General features: G+C 69.1%; 17 protein-coding genes. 3 read left to right on the top strand and 14 right to left on the bottom strand.

The genetic code is table 11. From position 1 onward, the window contains the following. Positions 1–138: 138 nt before the first annotated feature. The 13 genes from ABIA71_RS13935 to ABIA71_RS13995 form a co-directional block, all read right to left on the bottom strand. A complete protein-coding gene (locus tag ABIA71_RS13935; RefSeq protein WP_354285892.1) occupies positions 139–855 on the bottom strand; it encodes a DUF2968 domain-containing protein in 717 nt (238 codons plus the stop codon). 119 nt (positions 856–974) lie between these two features. Next, a complete protein-coding gene (locus tag ABIA71_RS13940) occupies positions 975–3,143 on the bottom strand; it encodes a TadG family pilus assembly protein (protein ID WP_354285894.1) in 2,169 nt (722 codons plus the stop codon). Between the two features lie 4 nt (positions 3,144–3,147). Next, positions 3,148–3,582 (bottom strand): DUF3613 domain-containing protein, encoded by a 435-nt coding sequence (locus ABIA71_RS13945; RefSeq protein ID WP_354285896.1) that lies wholly within the window; start codon positions 3,580–3,582, stop codon positions 3,148–3,150. After that, entirely contained in the window at positions 3,579–4,436 is an 858-nt protein-coding gene (locus ABIA71_RS13950) for a tetratricopeptide repeat protein (RefSeq protein ID WP_354285898.1), read from the bottom strand. Before ABIA71_RS13950 ends, ABIA71_RS13945 begins: the two co-directional genes overlap by 4 nt. 5 nt (positions 4,437–4,441) lie before the next feature. Then, a complete protein-coding gene (locus tag ABIA71_RS13955) occupies positions 4,442–5,392 on the bottom strand; it encodes a type II secretion system F family protein (protein WP_354285900.1) in 951 nt (316 codons plus the stop codon). Then, positions 5,389–6,339, bottom strand: coding sequence for a type II secretion system F family protein (locus ABIA71_RS13960; RefSeq protein ID WP_354285902.1), 951 nt, complete (start codon positions 6,337–6,339; stop codon positions 5,389–5,391). Before ABIA71_RS13960 ends, ABIA71_RS13955 begins: the two co-directional genes overlap by 4 nt. Before the next feature lie 2 nt (positions 6,340–6,341). Continuing rightward, positions 6,342–7,694 carry a TadA family conjugal transfer-associated ATPase gene (locus ABIA71_RS13965; RefSeq protein ID WP_354285904.1) on the bottom strand — a complete coding sequence of 451 codons (1,353 nt, stop codon included), beginning with the start codon at positions 7,692–7,694 and terminating at the stop codon, positions 6,342–6,344. Beyond that, the gene (locus ABIA71_RS13970) at positions 7,679–8,965 is read right to left on the bottom strand and encodes a CpaE/TadZ family protein (protein WP_354285905.1); all 1,287 of its coding nucleotides are present in this window, start codon (positions 8,963–8,965) and stop codon (positions 7,679–7,681) included. Before ABIA71_RS13970 ends, ABIA71_RS13965 begins: the two co-directional genes overlap by 16 nt. 24 nt (positions 8,966–8,989) lie before the next feature. Beyond that, positions 8,990–10,360 (bottom strand): type II and III secretion system protein family protein, encoded by a 1,371-nt coding sequence (locus tag ABIA71_RS13975; RefSeq protein WP_354285907.1) that lies wholly within the window; start codon positions 10,358–10,360, stop codon positions 8,990–8,992. A gap of 18 nt (positions 10,361–10,378) precedes the next feature. Beyond that, the gene (gene cpaB, locus ABIA71_RS13980; protein ID WP_128097565.1) at positions 10,379–11,410 is read right to left on the bottom strand and encodes a Flp pilus assembly protein CpaB; all 1,032 of its coding nucleotides are present in this window, start codon (positions 11,408–11,410) and stop codon (positions 10,379–10,381) included. A 31-nt stretch (positions 11,411–11,441) separates the two neighbouring features. Further along, positions 11,442–11,930, bottom strand: a complete 489-nt coding sequence (locus ABIA71_RS13985; protein ID WP_354285909.1) for a pilus assembly protein — start codon at positions 11,928–11,930, stop codon at positions 11,442–11,444. Beyond that, positions 11,927–12,472 carry an A24 family peptidase gene (locus ABIA71_RS13990; protein ID WP_354285911.1) on the bottom strand — a complete coding sequence of 182 codons (546 nt, stop codon included), beginning with the start codon at positions 12,470–12,472 and terminating at the stop codon, positions 11,927–11,929. The genes ABIA71_RS13985 and ABIA71_RS13990 overlap by 4 nt, the downstream gene beginning before the upstream one ends. A 103-nt stretch (positions 12,473–12,575) precedes the next feature. Further along, entirely contained in the window at positions 12,576–12,782 is a 207-nt protein-coding gene (locus ABIA71_RS13995; RefSeq protein WP_354285913.1) for a Flp family type IVb pilin, read from the bottom strand. Positions 12,783–13,571: 789 nt separating this feature from the next. Between ABIA71_RS13995 and ABIA71_RS14000 the strand changes: the two genes are divergently transcribed. From ABIA71_RS14000 to ABIA71_RS14010, 3 genes are all read left to right on the top strand, one after another. After that, complete coding sequence (locus tag ABIA71_RS14000) at positions 13,572–14,567, top strand: AraC family transcriptional regulator (RefSeq protein ID WP_354285914.1); 996 nt, start codon at positions 13,572–13,574, stop codon at positions 14,565–14,567. 223 nt (positions 14,568–14,790) lie between these two features. Further along, positions 14,791–19,218, top strand: a complete 4,428-nt coding sequence (locus ABIA71_RS14005; protein ID WP_354285916.1) for a YadA-like family protein — start codon at positions 14,791–14,793, stop codon at positions 19,216–19,218. A gap of 105 nt (positions 19,219–19,323) precedes the next feature. After that, positions 19,324–20,193, top strand: a complete 870-nt coding sequence (locus tag ABIA71_RS14010; protein WP_354285918.1) for an OmpA family protein — start codon at positions 19,324–19,326, stop codon at positions 20,191–20,193. A gap of 219 nt (positions 20,194–20,412) precedes the next feature. Here the strand turns inward: ABIA71_RS14010 and ABIA71_RS14015 are convergent, their stop codons facing one another. Further along, entirely contained in the window at positions 20,413–21,030 is a 618-nt protein-coding gene (locus ABIA71_RS14015) for a fasciclin domain-containing protein (RefSeq protein ID WP_354285920.1), read from the bottom strand. Positions 21,031–21,129 lie beyond the last annotated feature (99 nt).

Raw genomic sequence — 21,129 nt, forward strand, 5'->3', positions numbered from 1 at the left:
GTTCGTAGAGGCACAGGGTACTGCACCGTGCGCAGACACGGGCCAGGGCGCGGCGGTAGCAACAGGATGGGGGCGGAAAGCCGCGATGATGCTAGCCGCGACGCGGCAGGCTCCCTGCGGGGCAGGGAGCCGCGTGGCTTACGGGTTGCTGGAGTCGCCCGTGGGCGCCGGTGCGACGGCCGGTGCGCTGCTCTCGGGCGTGGGCAACGACAACGCCGGGTTGCCCTGCTGGGCCTGCAGCGCCTGGATGCGCTGGTTCAGCGCGTCCAGTTGGCTGTGGCTGCTGCGCAGGTCGGTGCTGAGCGATACCGCCTGCTGCTTGGCCTGCTGGATCGAACTGCTGACCTGCAGCGACTGCTGGCGTTGCAGTTCGGCTTCCTGCTGCAGGCTGCGCAGGCGCTGTTCGTTGAAGGCCACCAGGTTCTCGGTGTAGCGCTTGCCGGCCTCCAGGCGCGTGGTGTCGATGTACACCTGGGCCAGTTCTTCGGTCTGCTGCACGAAGGTGCGGTACACCTTTTCGGCGTTGTCCACCGAATCGGTCTTGATCACGCGCCAGAAATCCTTGTCATGGAACAAGGCGGCGTAATACTGCAGCGTGGTGGTGTTGAACAGCAGGCTGGCACCGTAGCTGCCGTTGTAGGTGGTGCGCAGTTCGGTCAGCTGTTTGGAATCGACCAGCTGGCGAAGTTCATCCACCGTGTTGCGGACCACCGGGGCGCTGCGCGCCGGCTCGGTGGGCTCGCCCTTGGGCGCGCGCGCGGCCAGTGCCTGCGGCACCAGGCCCAGCGACAGCAGCACCAGGCTGCCCACGAGCAGGCGCTGGCGGGTGGAACCCACGGTTTTTTTCTCTTGCATCATCAGGCCGTCCACGAGTGGCGCATCGGTGAAGTTTCGTCTGTGAAAATCCAGTCCCCGCCGCAGTCTAGCGTGTCCCGCCGCGCGCTGCATCCTGCCCGCGCACGCTGCGGCAGGCCTCAATACACCAGCTGGGCGGGGTTGCACTGCACTGCCTGCAGGTGCACGTCGGTGCGGCCCAGTTCCAGTCCCAGCACCAGCGCCAGGGTCTGGGTCAGCAAGGTGCCCACGCCGTTGAGCAGGGGTTTGAGCAGGCCTTCCAGCACCGGCCGCAACAGCGTGCACAGCAACCCGCTGCAGGCCACGCTGTTGGTGCCCGGGTCGGTGACGCTGCCGCTGCCCTGGTAGTTGTCGAGCATGCCGGCCGGGGCGGTCTGCAGGTACGAGGCCAGGTTGTTTTTCACGCAGCTGTTGTAGGCCAGCAGCGCGCTCACCAGGCCGCTGCAGCGGTTGATCACCAGTCCCCCCAGCAAGGTGCCGAGCAGGCCATCGAGCAGGCCCAGGCCCTGGCCGGTGACCACCGCGCGGTAGCCGTCCCATGCCGGGCCGTCCTTGTAGCAGGTGACCAGGCCGCAGGCATACGGAACGCCCTTGGGCACCTGCCAGTCGCCGAACGCCTCGATGCCCTGCGCCGTGGACCCGTTGCGCAGCAGGGCGATGGTCTTGTCCACGTCATACAGCCCGTTGCCGGGGTTGGCCGCCTTCAGGAAGCGGTCGGCCATCTGGTTGGCGGTGTCGGCGTTCTGCATGCCCTTCGACGCGGGGTTGAGCATGCCGCTGAGCACGCGCAGCAGTTCGCGGACCAGGTCGTTGACCGCGGTGCCGATCTGCGCGCCGTTGATCCAGGTCGACCTGGTTTCGCCCGGTGAAAGCGTCAGCGTTTCATCGTGGGTGAGCGCGTTGAGCTTGATCTGGTCGTTGATCAATGGCGCGCCAAGCAGGGTGAGCAGCTGTTCGTTCTGCAGGCTGGCGTCGCAGACGTTGCGCGTGGAGAACTGCGTGGCGGCGTCCACCTTGCCCACGCACGCGCGCAGCACCGAGGACTCGACGCGGATGGTGGCGGTTGCCGGTTGGGCGGCGCACTGCAGCCCGGTCAGGGTCCCCATGGCATTGGTGACATCGGCATACACCGGCAGGCGCAGGCGGATGCCAAGCGCTGTCAGTACCTTGCCCAGGCCCAGCGACAGGTTGTTGCTGTCGATGTCCACTTTGACCCGCACCTGCGCGTTGTAGGCGCGGGCGCCGGCGCCGCCAATGGCGATGGAGGGGGGCTCGATGACGGCTGTCTGCGCCTGCACCAGGCCGAGGATGCTGAGGTTGTTGACCGCCACGCCACGGCCGCCATTGGCGATGCTGATGCTGGTGGTGATCAGGTCCAGCGCGTTGACCTCGGCCTGCAGCGCCGCCGATGCGGGACCGTCGGGGGCCACGATGCTGCCGAACAGGCCGCTGCCGGCCGCGTTGCTGCCCAGCTGCAGGTTGAGCTGGTTGATATCGAGCTTGGCCGCCAGCGCGTCCTTGAGCGCGCGCAGATCCACATGGGCCACGCCGCTCTGGTTGAGCACGCTGGCGGTGGCATCCAGCAACTGCCCCAGCGATACCTTGTGCGCGGCCAGCAGCGCGTTGAAATCGCCGACGCTGATGTTGGCGTCCACCGGAATGCCCAGCGCCTGGAGCAATCCGCCGGGGGTGATCTTGGCCTGGGCCAGGCCGTCGTAGCCGAGCAGGGTGGTCTGGTCGAGGTCCACCCCGACCAGTTTCAGCACGCCGCCGAGCGGCGTGTTGCCGTTCACCCGCAGCAGCTGCGAGCCCACGCTGAACACCGCCAAGGGCGGTGCGCGCGTGGCCACGGCCTGTGCGCGCACCTGCGGCAACCCGCGGGTCTGGCCGAAGAACGGCAGCACGGGGCGTTCGGCGACGACCTTGACCGCGTTGACGGGCGCCGGGGCGGTGCCAATGAAGTGGTCGGCGCTGGCATGGCCGGGGTTCCACACGCCACAGCTGACCTGCAAGGTGCCGGGGAAGCGATTGGCGGTGAGCGCGTTGCTGCGCGACGCCGCATTGTCGGCACGATTGGCGGTGCACAGGTCCAGGCGTTGTGCGCCGGCCAGGGCGGACAGGTCGGCGATCTTCTGCACGTCGCGCTTGGCCCAGTACAGGTAGCCAATTTCCACCAGGCCGAGCATCGTGACCAGACCCAGCATCACCAGCATCATCGTCACCGACATGCCGCCGCGCTGGCGGCAGGGCGATGGCAGGACAGGGCAGGGCGATCGTGACCGGTTCATGGGATCACTCTCCGTTGCCGTCACCAGTGACTTGCTTGCGGACGCTGGTGTCGAGGAATTCGGGGATCGGGTGGGTGAAGCTTTCCAGGTAGCGCGCATAGCTGAGCGAGGCCTGGTCGCCGAGGATGGGCAGGCGCGGGCCGGCGCTGGCGCCACTGGCCTGCAGCTGCAGCAGGGCGCGGGTGGTGTCGCCGATCTGCGGCCGCGTGGGCAGCGGTTGGGCCAGCGGAGCACCGGCGGGCAACGGCGGCAGTACCTGGAGCGAGGGCGGTGGTGGCGGCGCGGTGGGGCCGGGCAGCGGCGCTGCAGGCGGGGCGGTCGGAGGGGCGTCGCCGAGCATCTGCCCGGTCAGCGGACGCTGCTGGGCCAGTGCCGCGCCGCAGGTGAGCAGGGCCACGCCGAGCAACGCGATGCGCATGGTGCAGGTGAGGGATGTCATGGCGTGCTCTCGTTGGCGTGGTGGGCGGCGCCGAAGCGTTCCAGCATTGACGGGGCCAGGCGCGCATCGGCGCGCGGTGCGCGGGCGCTGCCTGCGCCCGCCGGTGTGTGGTTGGCCGGGGATTCCGCGGCGAGCAGCGCTGCGGGTGGCGTCGGCGTCGGGCGCGCGACAGGGGGCTGCCGCAACTGCTGCGCCAGCCGCTGCACTTCCTGGCGCGCGGTGTCGGGCAACGCGGCACTGCGCATGATCTGCTCGGCCATCGCCGGGTCATTGCGCAGCAGCGCCCAGACCGCCAGGTTGGCATTGGCCTTGACGCTGCCCGGCGCCAGTTCGGCCGCCTTGGCCAAGGGCTCGCGCGCCGGTTCAAGCGCGCCAGCGCGCAGCCGGGCGAACCCGAGGTCACCCAGGTAATCGGTGTTCAGCGGCTGCAACTGCACGGCACGGGCCAGGCTGGCCTCGGCCTGCGTGGCATCGCCGGCGCGTGCGGCGATCAGCCCCAGCCCGTGCCAGGCGGCCGCGCCCTGCGGCCCGTTGGCCAGGCTGGTGTAGAGCGCGCGGGCGGCGTCGGTCTGCTGGGTTTCGCGCAGGCCGTCGGCCTGCAGCAGACGCAGCGCCGGGCTGTCGCCGTAGCGCTGGCGGTAGGCCTCCACGTGTGCCAGCGAGGCGTAGTAGGCGCCTTGGCGCTGCATCTGCCCGATCAGGTCCAGGTACATGCGCTTGTCGTCCTGGGCCGGCGTGTCCAGCGGCGCAAGACTGAGCGGGTCCGGCTTGTAGGCGTTGCGCGCCGACCCGCAGGCGGTGCACACCGCCACAGTGATGAGTAGCACGGCGCAGTGGCGGAACTGGATCGGCATGGTGGTCACCCCAGACGGTTCACGGCATTGGCCAGGGCGATGATCGCCGGGCCCGACAACACCAGCATCAGCGCTGGCAACAGGGTCAGCATCATCACGATGGTCATCTTCACCGAGAGCTTGCCGACCTTCTCCTTGAGCGCGGAACGGCGCTGTTCGCGCAGGCGCACGCTGAACTGGCGCAGCGGTTCCTGCACCGCGCCGCCGTGCTCGTGCACCTGCAGCATCAACTGCACCAGGCTGCGCAGGTCTTCGTCGCCGAAGGATTCAGCCAGGCGGCGCAGCGACTGCTGGCGGCTGCGACCGTGCATGTAGGCGATGTTGGCCTGCTGGATTTCACGCCCCAGCACCGGGATCGCACTGCGAAGCTTATCGCCCAGCGTCTGCAGGCTCTGGTCCATGCTGAAGCCCACGCCCTGCAGCAAGCGCAGCAGGTCGATCAGCAGCGGCAGTTCGGCCGATACCCGGCGGCGCAACCGCGTGGCCCACGCGCGCAGCGCGAACTTCGGCAACAGCACGCCAGCGCCGAGCGCGGCCCCCATCACCACCACCCGGCTCAGTCCGTCGCCGTCGTAGAAGACGGCGGCCAGCAGCAGGCCGGCGAGTGCGATCAGCAGGCGCAGGGCCAGGAACGTGGCGGTGCCCACCCGCGTGTGCCAGCCGGCCTGGTCGAGCAGCAGGCGGTCTTCCGGTGCCAGCAGCGCCGCTTCGATGCGGCCACCGTTGAAGCGCTCGCCCAGCGCGGCCAGCCAGGCCCAGCGGCGGGGTGTGGGCGCCTCCGGCGCTGGCGTGCCCGGCGCGGCCGGCGCGCGCGGCTCACGGCTGCGCAGCGCGCCCTGCAGGGTGGCAGCGGTGCGCTGCTGCTGGCCGCTCAGCCACAGCCCGGCGATGCCCAGCAGGCCCACGCCCAATGCGAGCAGCAGCAAGGCCACGATGAGCAGTGTGCTGGCGCTCATAGCGAGCGCGCCAGGCGGTACAGCAGGAAGCCGCCGATCAGTTCCATCAACAGCGCCGCCCCGAGAATGCGGTGGCCCAGCGGCACCTCCAGTACCGGGGCGAAGAAGTCCGGGCTGGCGATGGCCATCAGCAGCGCCGACAACGGCGGCAGCAGGCCCAGTACCCACGCCGACATGCGTGTCTCGGAGGTGGTGGCCATCAGCTCCTGCCGTGCCTGGTCGACATCGCGCATGAAGTCGCTCATGCGCTGCAGGATCTGGTCCGAGCGCCCGCCGATCCGGATGCTGACCCCCAGCACCACCGCCAGCACGTCCAGCACGTCGAGCCGGTACGGTTGCGCGGCCTGGCTCAGGGCGCGGTCCAGGTCGAGCCCGCTGCGGGTGCCCGACAGCGTGTCATCCAGCAGCCCGCGCAAGGGCATCGGCACCTGCTGGCTGGCGGTCTGGAAGGACATCTGCAGGCTGTTGCCCAGCCCGGTCAGGCGCACCAGGTTGTCCAGGAAGTCGGGAAGCTGGCGCAGCAGGCGGCGCTGCAGGGCGAGAATGCGGCGCGAAATCCACAGCCCCAGCAGCAACGCACACAGCCCCAGGGTGATCGGCCACATCCACGCGGTGCCGATGCGCGCGGCCGCAGCCCAGCCCAGCAGCGTTGCGCCCAGCAGCCACAGGATCGGCAGGCGCCAGCCGGTGCGCAGCGCGGCGCGTTGCAGCAGCGCATCCCACGGCAGGCCACCGGCACGGCGGGTGCCGGTGGGCAGCGCGGCCGGTGCCGCGGGCCGCGCCGGCATGCCGGCCAGCTGCGGCGCGGCGGGGGAGGCGGCCAGACGTTGTTCGGTGTGCTGCAGCGAGGCGCGCAGACGTTCGCGGCGGGCCGCGCCCATCCATAGCTCGATGGCCACGGCCACCAGCACCAGGATCGCACTGCACAGCAGCAGCACCGTGGTCATGCTCAGTAGCCTCCGTCCAATGCCTCGCGCAGCTGCCGCCGGAACGGTTCAAGCTTGTGCGAGTGCGGGTGGAAGCCGAGCCCGATCCAGCGGTCGATCTCCTTGCCGTCGGCATCGATCTGGATTTCGTGGCGGAACATTTCCTGGGTGCTGATCAGGTTGTCGCTGACCCCGGTGATTTCCGTGATGGACACCAGCACGCGGCGGCCACTGCCGAGGCGCGAGATCTGCACGATGAAGTCGATCGCACTGGCGATCTGTCGGCGCAGGCTGTCTTCGCTGCCCTGGAAACCGGCAAAGCCGGCCAGCATCTCGATCCGGTACAGGCAGTCACGCGGCGAGTTGGCATGGATGGTGGCCATCGAGCCGTCGTGGCCGGTGTTCATGGCCTGCAGCATTTCCAGCACCTCGGCACCGCGCACCTCACCCACCACGATGCGGTCCGGGCGCATGCGCAGGCTGTTGCGCACCAGGTCGCGGATGCTCACCGCGCCCTGGCCGTCCGCACCGCCGATGCGGCTTTCCAGGCGCACCACGTGCGGGTGGTTGAGCGAGAGTTCGGCGGTGTCTTCCACGGTGATGACGCGTTCGTCGGCCGGGATATAGCTGGCCAGTGCGTTGAGCAGCGAGGTCTTGCCCGAACTGGTGCCGCCCGATACCAGGATGTTGCAGCGGCCCAGCACCAGGGCATGCAGCAGCGCCTGCATGGGGCGGTCGAAGGTGCCCATGCGCAGCAGTTCATCGGGGGTGAACGGATCCTTGCGGAACTTGCGGATGGACACCATGGGACCATCCACCGCCAGCGGGGAGATGATCGCGTTGAGGCGGCCACCATTGGGCAGGCGCGCATCCACCATCGGGTTGGACTCGTCCAGCCGGCGCCCCAGCGGCGCCAGGATCCGGCGCAGGATGCGCAGCAGGTGGCTGTCATCGCTGAAGCGCTGCGGCGCGCGCAGCAGGCGGCCACCCTGGGACACATGAATGTCCTTGTAGCCGTTGATGAGGATGTCTTCGATGCTGGGATCGTGCAGCAGGTCGTCGAGCGGCCCGAACCCGGTCAGTTCCTTGACCAGTGCTGCGGCCACCACCTCCATCTCCGATTCGTTGACCGGAATGCGCCACTCCTGCACGAAGATGGCGGTCTGGGTGTGCACGTAGCGCGCCACGGTGTCCGGTGCCCAGGCATCGATGTCGATGCGTTCGTCTTCGATGCTGTTGAGCAGGTGCTCATGGGCGGCGACCAGTACCTTCTGGTACTCATCGGACTGGGCAAACGGGGGGATCACGGCATCGGCCAGGGTGCCGGTATCGGCACGGGCATGCGGCGGCGCGAACGGCATCACTTTGTCTTCCATGGGAGACCACTCAGGCGGAGGACGAGTTTTTCCCGCCAGCCGCGCGGCAGCACGCCGGCGAGAGCCGGGTCCAGTCGCGCCAGCAGCGGGGTGAGGGCACGCAGGTACGGGTCGCGCGGGGCATCGTGCAGCAACAGATGGCCGTGGTTGGCACTGGCGCGCAGGCGGTTGCAGTCGGGCAGGGTGGCCAGCAGCGGCAGGCTGAAGCGCTCGGCGATCTGCTGGGGCGCCAGCCCGCCGGCTTCGTCATGGCGGTTGATCACCAACTGCAGGCGACCGTCGCGCACGCCCAGTGCCTCCAGTTGCTTCAACGCCAGGTCCAGCGATACCAGCGTGCCGATGGCCTGGTCGGCCACCAGCCAGATCTCGTCGGCGCTGTTGAGCAGCGAGCGCGGGATCTGCCGCACGGGCGTGCCACCGAGGTCGCACAGCACGCGCTCGAACACGCCGCGCAGGCGCTGCACCAGCACCGCCGGGTCGGCGATCGGGCCGGCCTCGCTGCCAGCCGGCTGGCCGAGTAGCGCCAGGCCGCCAGGGTGGCGGGTCATGGCGGTGCGGGCGAAGGTGGCGTCGATGCGGTTGGCGTTGCGCAGGGCATCGTCGTAATGGAACTGGCTGTCCAGGTTGAGGTACAGCGCGGCGTCGCCAGCCGGCAGACCGAGGTCGAGCAGCAGCAGGCTGTTGTCAGGCGGGGCCGGGTCCGCGTTCGCAGCGGACGGCGTCACCGGGTGGCCCAGCTGCTGGGCGAGCACGCCCACGTGTGCGGCCAGGGTGCTGCTGCCCACCCCGGCGCGGACGCCCAGGACCAGCACCAGGCGCGCCTTGCGGGCCGCCTCGGGTGCCACGCTGCGCATGCCGGAGGGGCTGCTCGCGCGGCGCAGCACGGCGTCGATGTCGGCGGTGGACGCGTCCAGGTCGAGGATGTCGCGGATACCGGCGCGCAGCGCAGCCACCACGCCGTCGAGTTGATCGTTGGCGGTGGAGCCGACCGCCACCAGCGGCAGGTCGGGCAGGGCGCGCTGCAGGTGGCGGGTCAGGTCGCTGGTGGCGCTGGCCTGTTCGTGCCGGAAGTCGAGCAGCACCACGCAGGCGCCGCTGCGACGGTGCGCCTCCAGCGAGGCGATCGACTCGCGGCTGTCCTCCCAGTGCACGCGGGTGCCGGCCGGCAGCTTGGCGCCGAGCACGTCCAGCAGGCTGCGGTCAGGCGCGACCAGGACCAGGCTCACCGGCGGCGCCATCGGGTGCAGCAGCTGGAGGGTGGCGGAAGACATGCGGGCTGGGCTCCTGGCATCGGGTCAGCGCGAGAAGCCGGGCAGCTGGTCCGACGAGGCCGGGCTGAGCAGCCACGCCCCCCAGACCGGCAGGTTGGGCTTGACCTCACGGTCGCCCGGCAGCGGCACCACCGTGTTGCGGGCCAGCGGCTGCACCAGCCGTGGGGTGACGATGATCACCAGTTCCTTTTCCTCGCGCTTGTAGTTCAGGCTCCGGAAGAACGCGCCGATGATCGGCAGGTCGCCCAGCAGGGGAATCTTGTCGACGCTGGAGCTGACCGTGTTGCTGACCAGCCCGCCGATGATGAAGGTTTCGCCATCGCCCAGCTCCACCGTGGTATCGGCGCGACGGGTGGTGATCGAGGGGATCTGCACGCCGTTGTAGGAGATGCCGGCGGCGTAGTTCAGGTCACTGGCTTCGGGGGCCACCTTGAGCGCGATACGGTCGGGGCCCAGCACGGTCGGGGTGACCGTCAGGCCGATACCGAACGGCTTGAAGGTGACGGTGGTGGTGCCCAGGCCCTGCGGTTCCAGGATCGGCAGTTCGCCGCCGGCCAGGAAGCTGGCGCTCTGCCCGGACAGGGCCACCAGGGTGGGCTCGGCCAGCACGCGGGCCATGCCGTTGTTCTGCAGCAGGTCGATGTTGGCGTCCCAGCCGTGGGTGAGCGACTTGAACACCAGGCCGAACGCGGAGGACAACGGATTGGTGATCACCACGTTGTCCGGACCGGTGCCCGGATCGGTGGCCGGCGGTACGCCCGGCAGCGTGCCGCCCGGGCGGGTGATGCCGTAGAAGAAACCGTTGCTGCCGCTGAAATTCTTGTTGGCAAAGCTCATGCCGATCTGGCGCAGCACCGACTTGTTGAACTCCACCACCTTCACGTCCACCTGGACCACGCCACCGCTGGCGATGGTGGACACATCGGCCAGCTGGCCGTCTTTGCCCAGCGCCATGGTCGCCGCCTTGCGGCTCTGCTCATGGTCCAGCAGGCCTGCCGCACTCCCTTGCAGCAGGCCCTGGCCATCCTGCAGCGTGAGCTGCAGGTCCCCCGACGGTGGCAGCGCCCCCTGGATAGCGCTGCGCACTTCGATCTGCATCCGCTGCGGTTCGCTGTGCTGGCGTCGCCACAGCAACAGCGTGGTGGTTCCCGGCGCCTTGCCCACCAGCAGCGCCTGGCGGGGGCCGCGCAGCATCACCACATCGGCGACCCCCGGATCGGCGATGGCAACCCGGTCCAGGTCGGCCGGCAACGTCCACGGGCGCTGTTCGCGCGTCTGCAGCACCACATCGGCATTGGCCATGCCCACCACCGGGCAGATGCCCAGCACCAGCAACAGCAGCAGGCGGGTCGACCAGTGGCGGGGACAGTGCAGGCGGGCAGGGCGTTGGGTCATGGAGGGTCTCGGCATGGCTCAACGCGAGCCGCTGTGGGAGGAAACATCGCCGCGGATGATTTCTACGCCGCGGTCCAGGCGCGGTGCCGGGCGCGGCGCACTGGCGCGTACCGGCGCGGGCGCGCGGGCCGGACTGCGGGTGCTGCGGCCGGCCAGTGCGTCGCTGTCGATGCCGGCGTACGCATCGTTTTCGGGGGACTGCAGCGCCAGCCGCTGTTCCGGACTGAGCTCGCGCCGCGCATCCAGCACGCCACCGGGCTGGGCAAACAGTTCCTGGTCGGGTTGGCCAACATCGGCCGGGTTGCGCAGCGCCAGGAACAGGCGACCCTGTTGCGCGCCCAGCAACAGGCGGTTGGCGTCGGCGACCGGTACCGCCAGCACCGCGCTGCGCACCGGTGCGCTGGTGCTGGTGCTGCTGGAGCTGCTGCTGGTCGATGCGCTGCCCTGGATGTCCTGCGCGCGGGCGTCGGTGCTGGCCTCGCCGGCCGTGTCGGTGGGCGCGGCCTGGCCAGGTGCGCTGTCGGCGGCGCCGTAGCTGAGCACCCGCATGCGTGACAACAACAGGCGTGCCTGCGCCTGGCCGTCGGTATTCATGCCCGGCGGGGCGCGCAGGTTGAGGAAGACGTCGACATAGTCGCCCGGGAGGATCCGGTTGCCTGCCGCCACCAGCTCATCGACCGGTACGGCAAGCGCGCGCTCACCCGGATTGAGCCGCAGTGCGTAGCCGCGCGCCATCAAGGCGCTGTTGAGTGCGGTGCCGGCGGCAATGGGGTGCACGGGCACCGCGCCGGTGGCCTCGGCGATGCTGGCGTAGCCGCCCACCGGTGCCTGTGGTGCATCGCCGATGCGCAGGTCGGCGGCGCTGATCGGCCGGCCGGCCGGCAGGTCGCCCGCAGCCTCCACGACCGGCCAGCGCTGCGGCTGGCCCGCAACCTGTGGCGCACTGACCACGGTGGGTGCGGCACGCCGGCTGACCATGAAGGCCACCACCGCCAGCAGCAGGGCCAGGGCGATCAGTGCCACGGCGGCAATGCGGGTCAGCTTGAGCATGCAACAGCCTCCACGGCGTCGGTACGGCGCATCACGGTGTGCCCAGGTCGAGCTGGGCCACCGCGGTACTGCGGATGGGTTGGGTCATCAGCCAGCCATACACCGTGCCCGTGCCGGGCAGGAACGGCTTGCTGCGGTAGTCGTAACTGACCGATACCTGCATGCACTGCGCGCTGGCCAGGCCCGCGCAGGGCGCAGGTGCACTCACCATGATCGGGGGGGCACCCGCGTTGCTGCAGTTGGCCTGTTGTCCGGCGAAATTCAGCAGCCACTGCATCGAGCGCTGCGCGGCCTGGCAGGCGGCAACACGGCGCTCGGCGGGGCTGGCATAGCGCAGCGAGGCGCGCGCGCCTTCGGCCGACGCCAGCGACAGGGTCTGCTGGGCAGCCATGATCATCACCCCGGTGTAGGTCAACAGCAGCAACGGCACCACGCCGAGGATCAGCATGAAGGCGAATTCGAGGGTTACCACGCCACGTTGCCGTGTGCGCTGGCGATGCCGCCGTGCGTGCGCGGTCATGACGATGCTCCGTAAGTGCCGCAGGCAATGAAGCCGACGGTGGCAAACGCCAGGTACGCGGCATAGGGAATGCCGACGCGGCCCTGGCGTGATGCGTGGATCTGGCGCACGAACGGACGCGCCTGCCACTGTTCCTGTGCACGCGCCTGCAACCACTGCATGCGCAGCGGCAGCGTCGTGCGCAGGCCGGGCGCCAGCAGCACGCAGACCGCGTGCGCGCCGGCCAGCAGGCTGCTCACCACCCAGATCGGCAGCAGCGCCGGCATGCCCAGCAGCAGGCCCAGCACCGCGAAATACTTCACGTCCCCGGCACCCATCCAGCCCAGCGCATAGAACGGCAGCAGGGCCGCCAGCCCCACCACCGCGCCGGCCAGATGCATGCCGGGGAACGGTGCCCCGCGCACCGCCCACATCCACAGCAACCCGCCCAGGGCCGTAACGCCCACGCACAGCAACCAGCGATTGGACACGCGCCGGGCGTACAGATCGCTGATGGCAACCTGTGCACTCAACAACACGGCCAGTACGGGCAGCAGTGACATCCGAGGGCTCCTCCATGGCGCATCGAATACGGGTGCGGGGCACACCGTTGGCGTCGCCGCAGGCGCGGGCCTGCGGTCATCCAGGATCCGGGTGAAGCGACGCTCAGCCGGTGCCGGGCGTGGTCGGGGCGCTGCCGCCGGCGCTGTCGACCAGCGACTTGAGCTTGGCGAACAGCGTGGTGAACATCTCGTTGAGGCCGGTGCGCGCGGCAACCACCAGCACGCCGGCGATCACGGCGGCGAGGATGCCGTACTCGAGCGCGGTGACACCATCTTCTTCAGCAAGAAACGTGCGGATTGAGGCTTTCATGACGGTCTACTCCCTGTTCCGTTCAATCGATTGGACTGCCTGCATGTGGATGGTGCGTTCCGGCTCCGCCGGTTCCATCCCGTAATCTGCGCGGTCCCTGCGCAGGGGGCGGCTGCCGAAGCAGCCGCCGGCCTACCTGGATGTGTCCAGGGCGGCCGGGTTCGGATGGCGGTAAGCAGGCGGCAACGACGCGCGCGGCGTGATCGCCTGCGCATGCGGGGAAGAGAGCAGCCACGTAGCAATGAGCGTCTGCATAGGTATCCCCCTGTCGTACATTCCCGGTTTCCGCCACGGAGCTGCCGGGTGATGCCTGCCGCAATGATCGGCGCCAACAAAGTCCTTCAATACACATAAACGGCAGGCGCCGTTCGAACTTGAGTGCCTGCACTGTTTGCCGGTTATTTGATCCGGCTGTTTGACAACCATTTAATGTTTATAAAGTGAAAGCAGTGTGTTTATAGAGTGAAGCGCAGGTGATGACGGTTTTTTGACGCGATATGGGCGCAATTGGCGCCTTTTGCGGGCGTTGTGTGCGCATCCCGCCGCGATTGCCGGTGACGGCTTTACCGCGCGCCGAGTTCATGCATACTTGCCGAAAATGCGCATCGATAATGCCGGGGTAATCCGATACCGCTGCGCGGATAAACTGTTCATGTAGGTGGCGTGGTCTGCGCGAACGCGCGGATCAGTAAGTGCAGGCGCCGTGTGGCGTTGATTGGCGGCAACAGGAAGTAGCACGGGCGGCGGTTATGGCCACCCGCATCCAGGCCAACGGGGGACATCACTGTCATGGTAGATGGTGCAGTGGACGGCAATGCAGGCGAGCACGGCGCGCTACGGTCCTACGACCTGGCCACGCTGAGCGCGGTGCTGCGCGTCTGCGACCTGGAAACCGTGCTGCTGGATGGCAACGGGCCGCGGGCGGAACTGCACTCCCGCGTGCATGACGAAGCGTTGTTCCTGTCCGCGCACTCTGGCTTCCACTTCCGCGGCCGGTTCATGCTGCCCCAGGACTGGTGCCTGCTGGGGTTCATCCACGCCACCGACGAGGCGCAGAGCTGGTGCCACGGTATTCCGCTTAGTGCCGGCATGGTGGTGACCGTGCTGCCGGAGGGCATCAGCGAGTTCACCCTGAGTGCGGGCACGCGCCTGAGCCTGCTGCTGGCGCCCATGCAGCGCGTGCAGCGCAAGCTGACCGCCTTGAGCCTGCGCAGCACGCTGCCGTCCGGCCAGGCCTTGTCGCTGTTCAATCCCGATGTCTCGCGCGCCGGCTCCAGCCTGATCGAGCGCTACGCGGGGCTGCATGCCACGCTTGCCGACCCTGGCGCGGCGCTGGGCGCAGACGCAGTCGAATCGCTGCTGCACGACCACATACAGGCCTTGCTGGGGGCGGGTAACGAAGACCGGCCCTCCAATACCCGGGCGCGGCGCGCGCACTACCTGATCGCGCAGCGTGCGGAAAATTTCATGCGGCTCAACCTGCGTCGCTACATCTACATGCATGAAATCTGCGACGCAGCCGGCGTCAGCGAGCGCGCGCTGCGCTATGCGTTTGAAGACCTGTTTGGCACTTCGCCGAACCGGTATCTGTCCATGCTGCGGCTGTGCGCGGCGTGCCGTGGGCTGTCCATGGCCGACTCCAGCCGCAAGTCGGTGAAGGCGGTGGCCTTGAGCTGCGGCCTGTGGGACCTGTCCCGTTTTGCCGACAATTATCGTCGGGTATTCGGTGAGCTGCCGCGCGACACGCTGATGCGTGCGCCGGCGCAGATCGGCAGCCCGGCCTGACCACGGCGGCCAGCGCCGCCTCCTGTAGCGCCCCGAAATGCACGTTTCCGGCAATCTGCCGGAATTGCGCATGCCACTGCCGGTTTTCGTTCTTGTCTTGCCGGAACGCACGCAAGCGCTGCCGGAATGAAGTGCCCCCGCAACGACGTGGCGACTGTAATGACATCCAAGTGCCAACAGGCATGGATGCAGTCCACATCGTTCGTACACGGGGGAATACCTGATGAACCGTATCTTTCGACTGGTATGGAGCCACCGGCTGAATGCCCTGGTGGTCGTCTCGGAAGTGGCCACCTCGCGCGGCAGTCTGGTCGCCGGCCCGGTGGTGGTGCACCTGAAGGTGCCGCTGTCGATGCTGTCGATGGGCCTGGCGCTGGCCCTGTGCAGCGGAACGGCATGGGCAGGTGAAAGCCAGACCCGCAGCGATCTGGATGCGCTGACCGCCAAGTACGCGCCGCTGCCGGTGAAGGTGGACGCCGAGGCGGCGCTGGCCGCGATGGTGCGCAGTGGCGACAGCACCCCGGCGTTGAGCGCGGCGGCCAACGTCAACCTCAACCTGGGGCTGGCCAAGCCGGCAGCGGCCACCCCGGCGCAGGCGGCCGTGGCGGTGGGCGTCAAGGTCAAGGCGGCCCTGCCGCGGCAGGTGGCGGCACCGGACAGCGCGACGCCCGTGGCAGCGCGCACCGGCATTCACGCCGACGTTGGCGCGGTCGCGGCGGTGTCCGCGCCGACGCTGGCGGCCACCGTGGTGGCCGATGCGACGGTGGCGCTGGGCAGCACTGAAACGGTCAGTGAGGGGGTCGACGATGCCATCACCTCCACGTTGGCCACCGGCGTCGCCGGCGGGGTCAAGGTGGATGCGCTGGCCCATGCCGTCGTAGCCGCCGACCGCAACCAGAAGCGGGTCGATGCCAATGCCGCCGTGGCGCAGACCAGTTCCCTGACGCTGTCGCCGACCGCGGCATCGGGCGGGCTGCTGGGTGGTGTGGGCGATCTGCTCGGCGGCGTCGGCAACACGCTGGGCAATGTGGTGGGCGGCGTGAGCAACACCGTCGGCAATGTGGTCGGCGGGGTCAGCGACACCCTCGGCAACGTGGTGGGGGGCGTGGGCAGCACGGTCGGCAACATCGTGGGCGGCGTGGTGGGCGGGGTGTTCCCGGCGCCGACGTCGCTGCCGCCGGGCCATCCCAAGGCCCCTGCGGCGCCGGATCCGGATGCGGGGCTGATCATCGGCACCGGCGGCCTGGTCGGTTCGCTGTCGACCCTGGTCGGCCCGACCGCACAGGGCCTGCTGGGTGGGGACGGGTACGTGCGCAACGGCAAGCTGGCCGTCAGCAGCGCCAACGTGATGCAGACCTACTCGGTGACCAATGTGCTGGGCGTGCCGCTGGTCAACCTGACCCCGGTGGGCACCCTGCTCAACGGCCTGGGTGGCGCGGCCACCGGCGGCAGTTCGCACCTGACGCTGATTGGCGGTGTCACCTCGGACAGCTACATCTACAACATCAACAACGGCAACCCGAACGGGTTGCTGGGCCTGCTGCTGCCGGACCAGGCGCCGGGCTGGTCCAACAAGTGCGTGGACCTGCTGGTGGCCAGCGTGGATTGCTGGGCCGTCAACGCCGCGCAGGACTACCAGGTGCTGGTGGGCGACGGTGCGTATGCCAACGGCTCACGCGAAGTGGTCATCGGTGCCAACGCGCGCCACGAGCTGGCCAAGGTGGATGCCAACGTGGCTTTCCCTGGCGCAGGCCAGAACGATCCGAACGATCCGACCGGCGTGCCCACCGCCGACTATGCCGCGCGCATGGGCCATTCGGTGGTGGTCGGCGACAGTGCCAAGGGCACCGCCAATGGCCAGGTGCTGCTCGGCGCAGAAGCCACCTCCACCCAGGCCAACAGCGTGGCGCTGGGCTATCGGACCGTGGCCAACCGCGGCGCGCAGGCCAGCTACAGCGCCTACGGGCTGACCGCGCCGCAGATCTCGGCCGGTGAAGTATCGGTCGGCTTTGCGGGCGGCGAGCGGCAGATCACCAACGTGGCGGCCGGCAGCGCGGCCACCGACGCGGTCAACGTGCGCCAGCTGCAGGGCGCGATCAACCAGATCGACGCGCTGGACGTGTTCGCGGTGACCTACGACGACGACGGTGCCGGCGGTGCCGATTACCGTCGCATCACCCTGGGCGGCGGCACCGGCACCACCACGCTGGCCAACCTGGCCCCGGGCGCGATCGGTGCGGCCAGCACCGAAGCGGTCAACGGTGCGCAGCTGTTCGCCAGCAACCAGGCCATCGTCGACTACTTCGGCGGCCTGACCGCCTTCGACCCGGCCACCGGCGCCTGGACCGCGCCGAGCTTTGCCATCACCACCGTCTCCAACAGTGGCGCCATCGCCCCGGGCGTGTACGACAACGCCACCGATGCGTTCTCGGCCGTGGATGGGTCGCTGGTCAACCTCAACACGCAGATCACCGACATCCGCAACGGGGTCGGCAGCCGGTTCCTGAAGATCAATTCGACCGGGCTGGACGCCGTGGCGACCGGCGCCGACAGCATCGCGGTGGGCACCGGTGCCACCGCAGTGGCCGCCAATGCCATTGCCGTGGGGGCGGGCGCCATGGCAGATCGCGACGGCACGGTGTCGGTCGGTGCGGTGGGCAGCGAACGCCAGGTGGTGAACGTGGCCGCCGGTACGCAGGCCACCGACGCGGTCAACATGGGCCAGATGCTGGCCTCCGAAGCGGGTGCGCTGCGCTACGACGAAAACCCCGACGGCAGCATCAACTACGCCAGTGCCACGCTCGGCAACGGTACCGGCACCACCAGCCTGCGCAATCTGCGTGCCGGTGCGGTCAGTGCGGCCAGCACCGAGGCGATCAATGGCGCCCAGCTGTTCGATGCCAGCCAGGCACTGGCCACGCACCTGGGCGGCGGAGCCGCGGTCGACGCCAACGGCGTGATCAGTGCGCCGACCTACACCATCAACGCGGTATCCAGCACCGGCCAGGTGACCCCGGGCGACTACAACGACGTGGGCAGTGCATTCGATGCGGTCAGCCAGTCGCTGGCCAACGTGGCCGACCAGACCGACACGGTCGACAAGCTGGCGGTGAAGTACGACGTGGACGGCGCCGGCAACGCCACCGACAGCATCACCCTGACTGGCAGCGGTGCCGGCGCGGCGGTGGCGCTGACCAACCTGGCCGACGGCAGCGTGCTGGGCGGCAGCCGCGACGCGGTGACCGGCAACCAGCTGTTCCAGACCAACAACGCGATCATCGGCTACTTCGGTGGTACCACCAGCTTCGACCCGACCACCAGCATCTGGACCGCGCCGACCTTCAGCATTTCCTCGATCGCCACCGACGGCAGCGTGCTCAGCAATGACTACAGCAACGTCACCGTGGCCTTCGCCGCGGTGGACAATTCGCTGCTCAACCTCAACACCCGCATCGACCAGATCCAGCCGGGTGCGGGCAGCCCGTTCGTGCAGGTCAACTCGACCAAGGCCGCCGCCAGTGCCACCGGCGCCGACAGCATCGCGATCGGCCCGCTGGCCTCGGCCAGCGGCAGTGGCAGCACCGCGATCGGCGATGGGGCCACCGCCAGTGCCGATAACAGCGTGGCGCTGGGCAGCGGGTCGGTGGCCAGCGTGGGCGCGCAGAGCGGCTACACCGGTGCGTTTGGCGCGGCGGGCGGCAGCAGTTCGGCCGGCGAAGTGTCGGTGGGCAGCACCGGCAGTGAACGCAAGGTCACCCATGTGGCCGATGGCTCCGACCGCTACGACGCGGTCAACGTGGGCCAACTGCAGAACGGCGTGAACTACGCCATCGACCAGTCCAAGGCCTACACCGACACCCAGATCAACAACATCAACAACGGCACCTCGGGCATGTTCCAGGTGAACAACAGCAACAACCTGGCCGCCCCCGCGGCGACCGGGGCCAATGCGGCCGCCGGTGGTGCCGGTTCTAGCGCCAGCGGTGCCAACAGCACCGCGCTGGGCAACGGCGCCAGCGCACAGGGCAGCAACACGGTTGCCCTGGGCGCCGGCTCGGTGGCCACGCGGGACAATACGGTGTCGGTGGGCAGCGCGGGCGCGGAGCGCCAGATCACCAACGTCGGCGATGGCAGCGCCGCCACCGATGCGGTGAATGTGCGCCAGCTGCAGGCATCGCAGCAGGGCACCATCCGCTACGACAGCAACGTCAACGGCACCACCAACCTCAACAGCGTCACCCTGGGCAGCACCAGCACCGGGCCGACCACCGTGCGCAACGTCGCGGCCGGCACCGCCGGGACCGATGCGGTGAACGTGGACCAGCTGCGTGCCGGCATGAACCAGACGCTGGACTGGTCCAAGGCGTACACCGACGAGCGCTTCGATTCGTTCGACCGCAACCTGCGCCGTACCGACGACCGTGCCTCGGCCGGCGTGGCCGCGGCGATGGCGGTGGCCGGGCTGCCGCAGCCGTACGAGGCCGGGCGCAGCATGGCCGCGGTGGCCGCCGGCAGCTACAACGGCGAGTCCGGCGTGGCGGTGGGCATTTCCGGGGTGTCCGAGGGCGGCCGCTGGATCTACAAGGTAGCCGGGACCACCAACAGCCGTGGCGAAGGCGGGGTGTCGGTTGGTGCGGGCATCCAGTGGTGAGCGCGCCGTGCTGACGTACTGAATCGTTCGCAGTGACTCGTTCCCGGTGCCGGCGGCCTGCCGCACCGGGGATTCCAGCGCGGCTCCGCGCACCAGGGGGAATCCATGTCCACATCATCGATTGCACACGACCACACGCCGTTGCTTCGCTCACTGTCGCTGGGCTTGGCGGTGTTGCTGTTCACCGCCTGCGCCAGCGGCGGCAAGCACAAGGGCGATGTTTCCGAGGGCACAACGGTCACGCCGGAGGCGGGGGACGTGACGTTTCCCGATCCCAAGCGGGCCACCTTGAAGGAAGGCCTGTTCGTCGACCTGGACAGCCTGCGCCTGTTCGCGCGCGGAATGACCAAGCGCCAGTTGTACACCCTGCTGGGTACGCCGCACTTCGGCGAAGGCATGTGGGGCGTGCACGAGTGGAATTACCTGTTCAACTTCCGCAGCAATCCAGACGGCGACTACTTCAACTGCCAGTTCCAGGTGCATTTCGACGCCAAGGGCGTGGCCCAGGCCGGCTACTGGAAGCCGCAGGCGTGCGCGGGGCTGCTGCAGCCCCCGGCGCCTCCACCGCCGCCACCGCCACCGGCACCGGCACCGATGCCCAGCGAGCCAGTGCGGCTGTCGGCCGATGCGCTGTTCGCCTTTGACAGCGCCACGCTCACCGAAGCCGGGCGGCGCAGTGTGGACGCGCTGCTGCAGCAGGTTCGCAGCGCCAGCCAGGTGCAGACCATCCAGGTGCTGGGCTATACCGACCGGATCGGCAGCGATGGCTACAACCAGGTGTTGTCCCACCGACGCGCGCAGGCCGTCCGCGATGCCTTGGTGCAGGGCGGGGTACCGGCGGCGGCGATCGTGGCCGAAGGGCGCGGCAAGGCCGACCCGCTGGTGAACTGCACGCAGGGCAACCGCCAGGCGGTGATTGCCTGCCTGGCGCCGAACCGTCGCGTGGAAATCTCCGGCCTGGCGCAGGCGCGCTGAGCCCTGGCGCGGCGCACTGCCGCGCGTCTCCCCCCGTTGGTGCCCCGTGTCGATGCATCTCTCCCGCATCGATCGGGGTGTTCTTTGACCTGGCTCGTCGCCCTCGCAGGATGTCTCCCCCGTCATCGCACCGGGGTGGCGGGCCAGGTCATCCTTTACCCGTCCCGCGGCGACGCCCGTTCCTGCAGCGTCGCCGCCCGCGGTTGCGTGGCGCGTCGGTCAGGGCATCAGGACCTTGTCCACCACATGGATCACGCCGTTGCTCTGGCGCACGTCGGCTATGGTGACGTGGGCGGTGCCGCCCTTGCTGTCGGTGACGGTGATGCCCTTGCCGGCCTGACGGGCAGTGAGCGTTTCACCCTGCGCGGTGGTCAGCACGGCCTTGCCGCCGCCCTGCTTGATCCGGGCCAGCAGCGCGGTGCTGTCGAGGTTGCCGGCCACCACGTGGTAGGTGAGCACCTTGGTCAGGTCGGCCTTCTTCTCCGGCTTCAACAAGCCCTCGACCGTGCCCTTGGGCAGTAACAAGCCCTCGACCGTGCCCTTGGGCAGTGCGGCGAAGGCGGCGTTGGTGGGCGCGAACACGGTGAACGGGCCCGTGCCCTTGAGCGTCTCTACCAGGCCGGCGGCCTTGACCGCGGCAACCAGGGTGGTGTGGTCCTTGGAAGCGACGGCGTTGTCGATGATGTCCTTGGTGGCGTACATCGGTGCACCGCCCACCATCGGGTTGGCGGCCATGGCGTGGTCGTGGCCTGCCATCGGCGCCTGCGCGAACGCCAGCGGCGCGGCGGCGGTGGACAGGCAGGCAAGCAGAAGCAGACCGGTCAGCGAGCTTTTCATGTGCAGGGTCCCAGCGGTAGCGTCCAAGTGACGCAGCAGGATCTACGCGCGAAGCAGCGGGGCGGATGCAGCGTTGACCGGCTTTCTGTGATTGTTACC

It is taken from the genome of Stenotrophomonas sp. 2619 (assembly GCF_040548725.1).
In the GTDB taxonomy this organism is placed as follows: domain Bacteria; phylum Pseudomonadota; class Gammaproteobacteria; order Xanthomonadales; family Xanthomonadaceae; genus Stenotrophomonas; species Stenotrophomonas maltophilia_AP.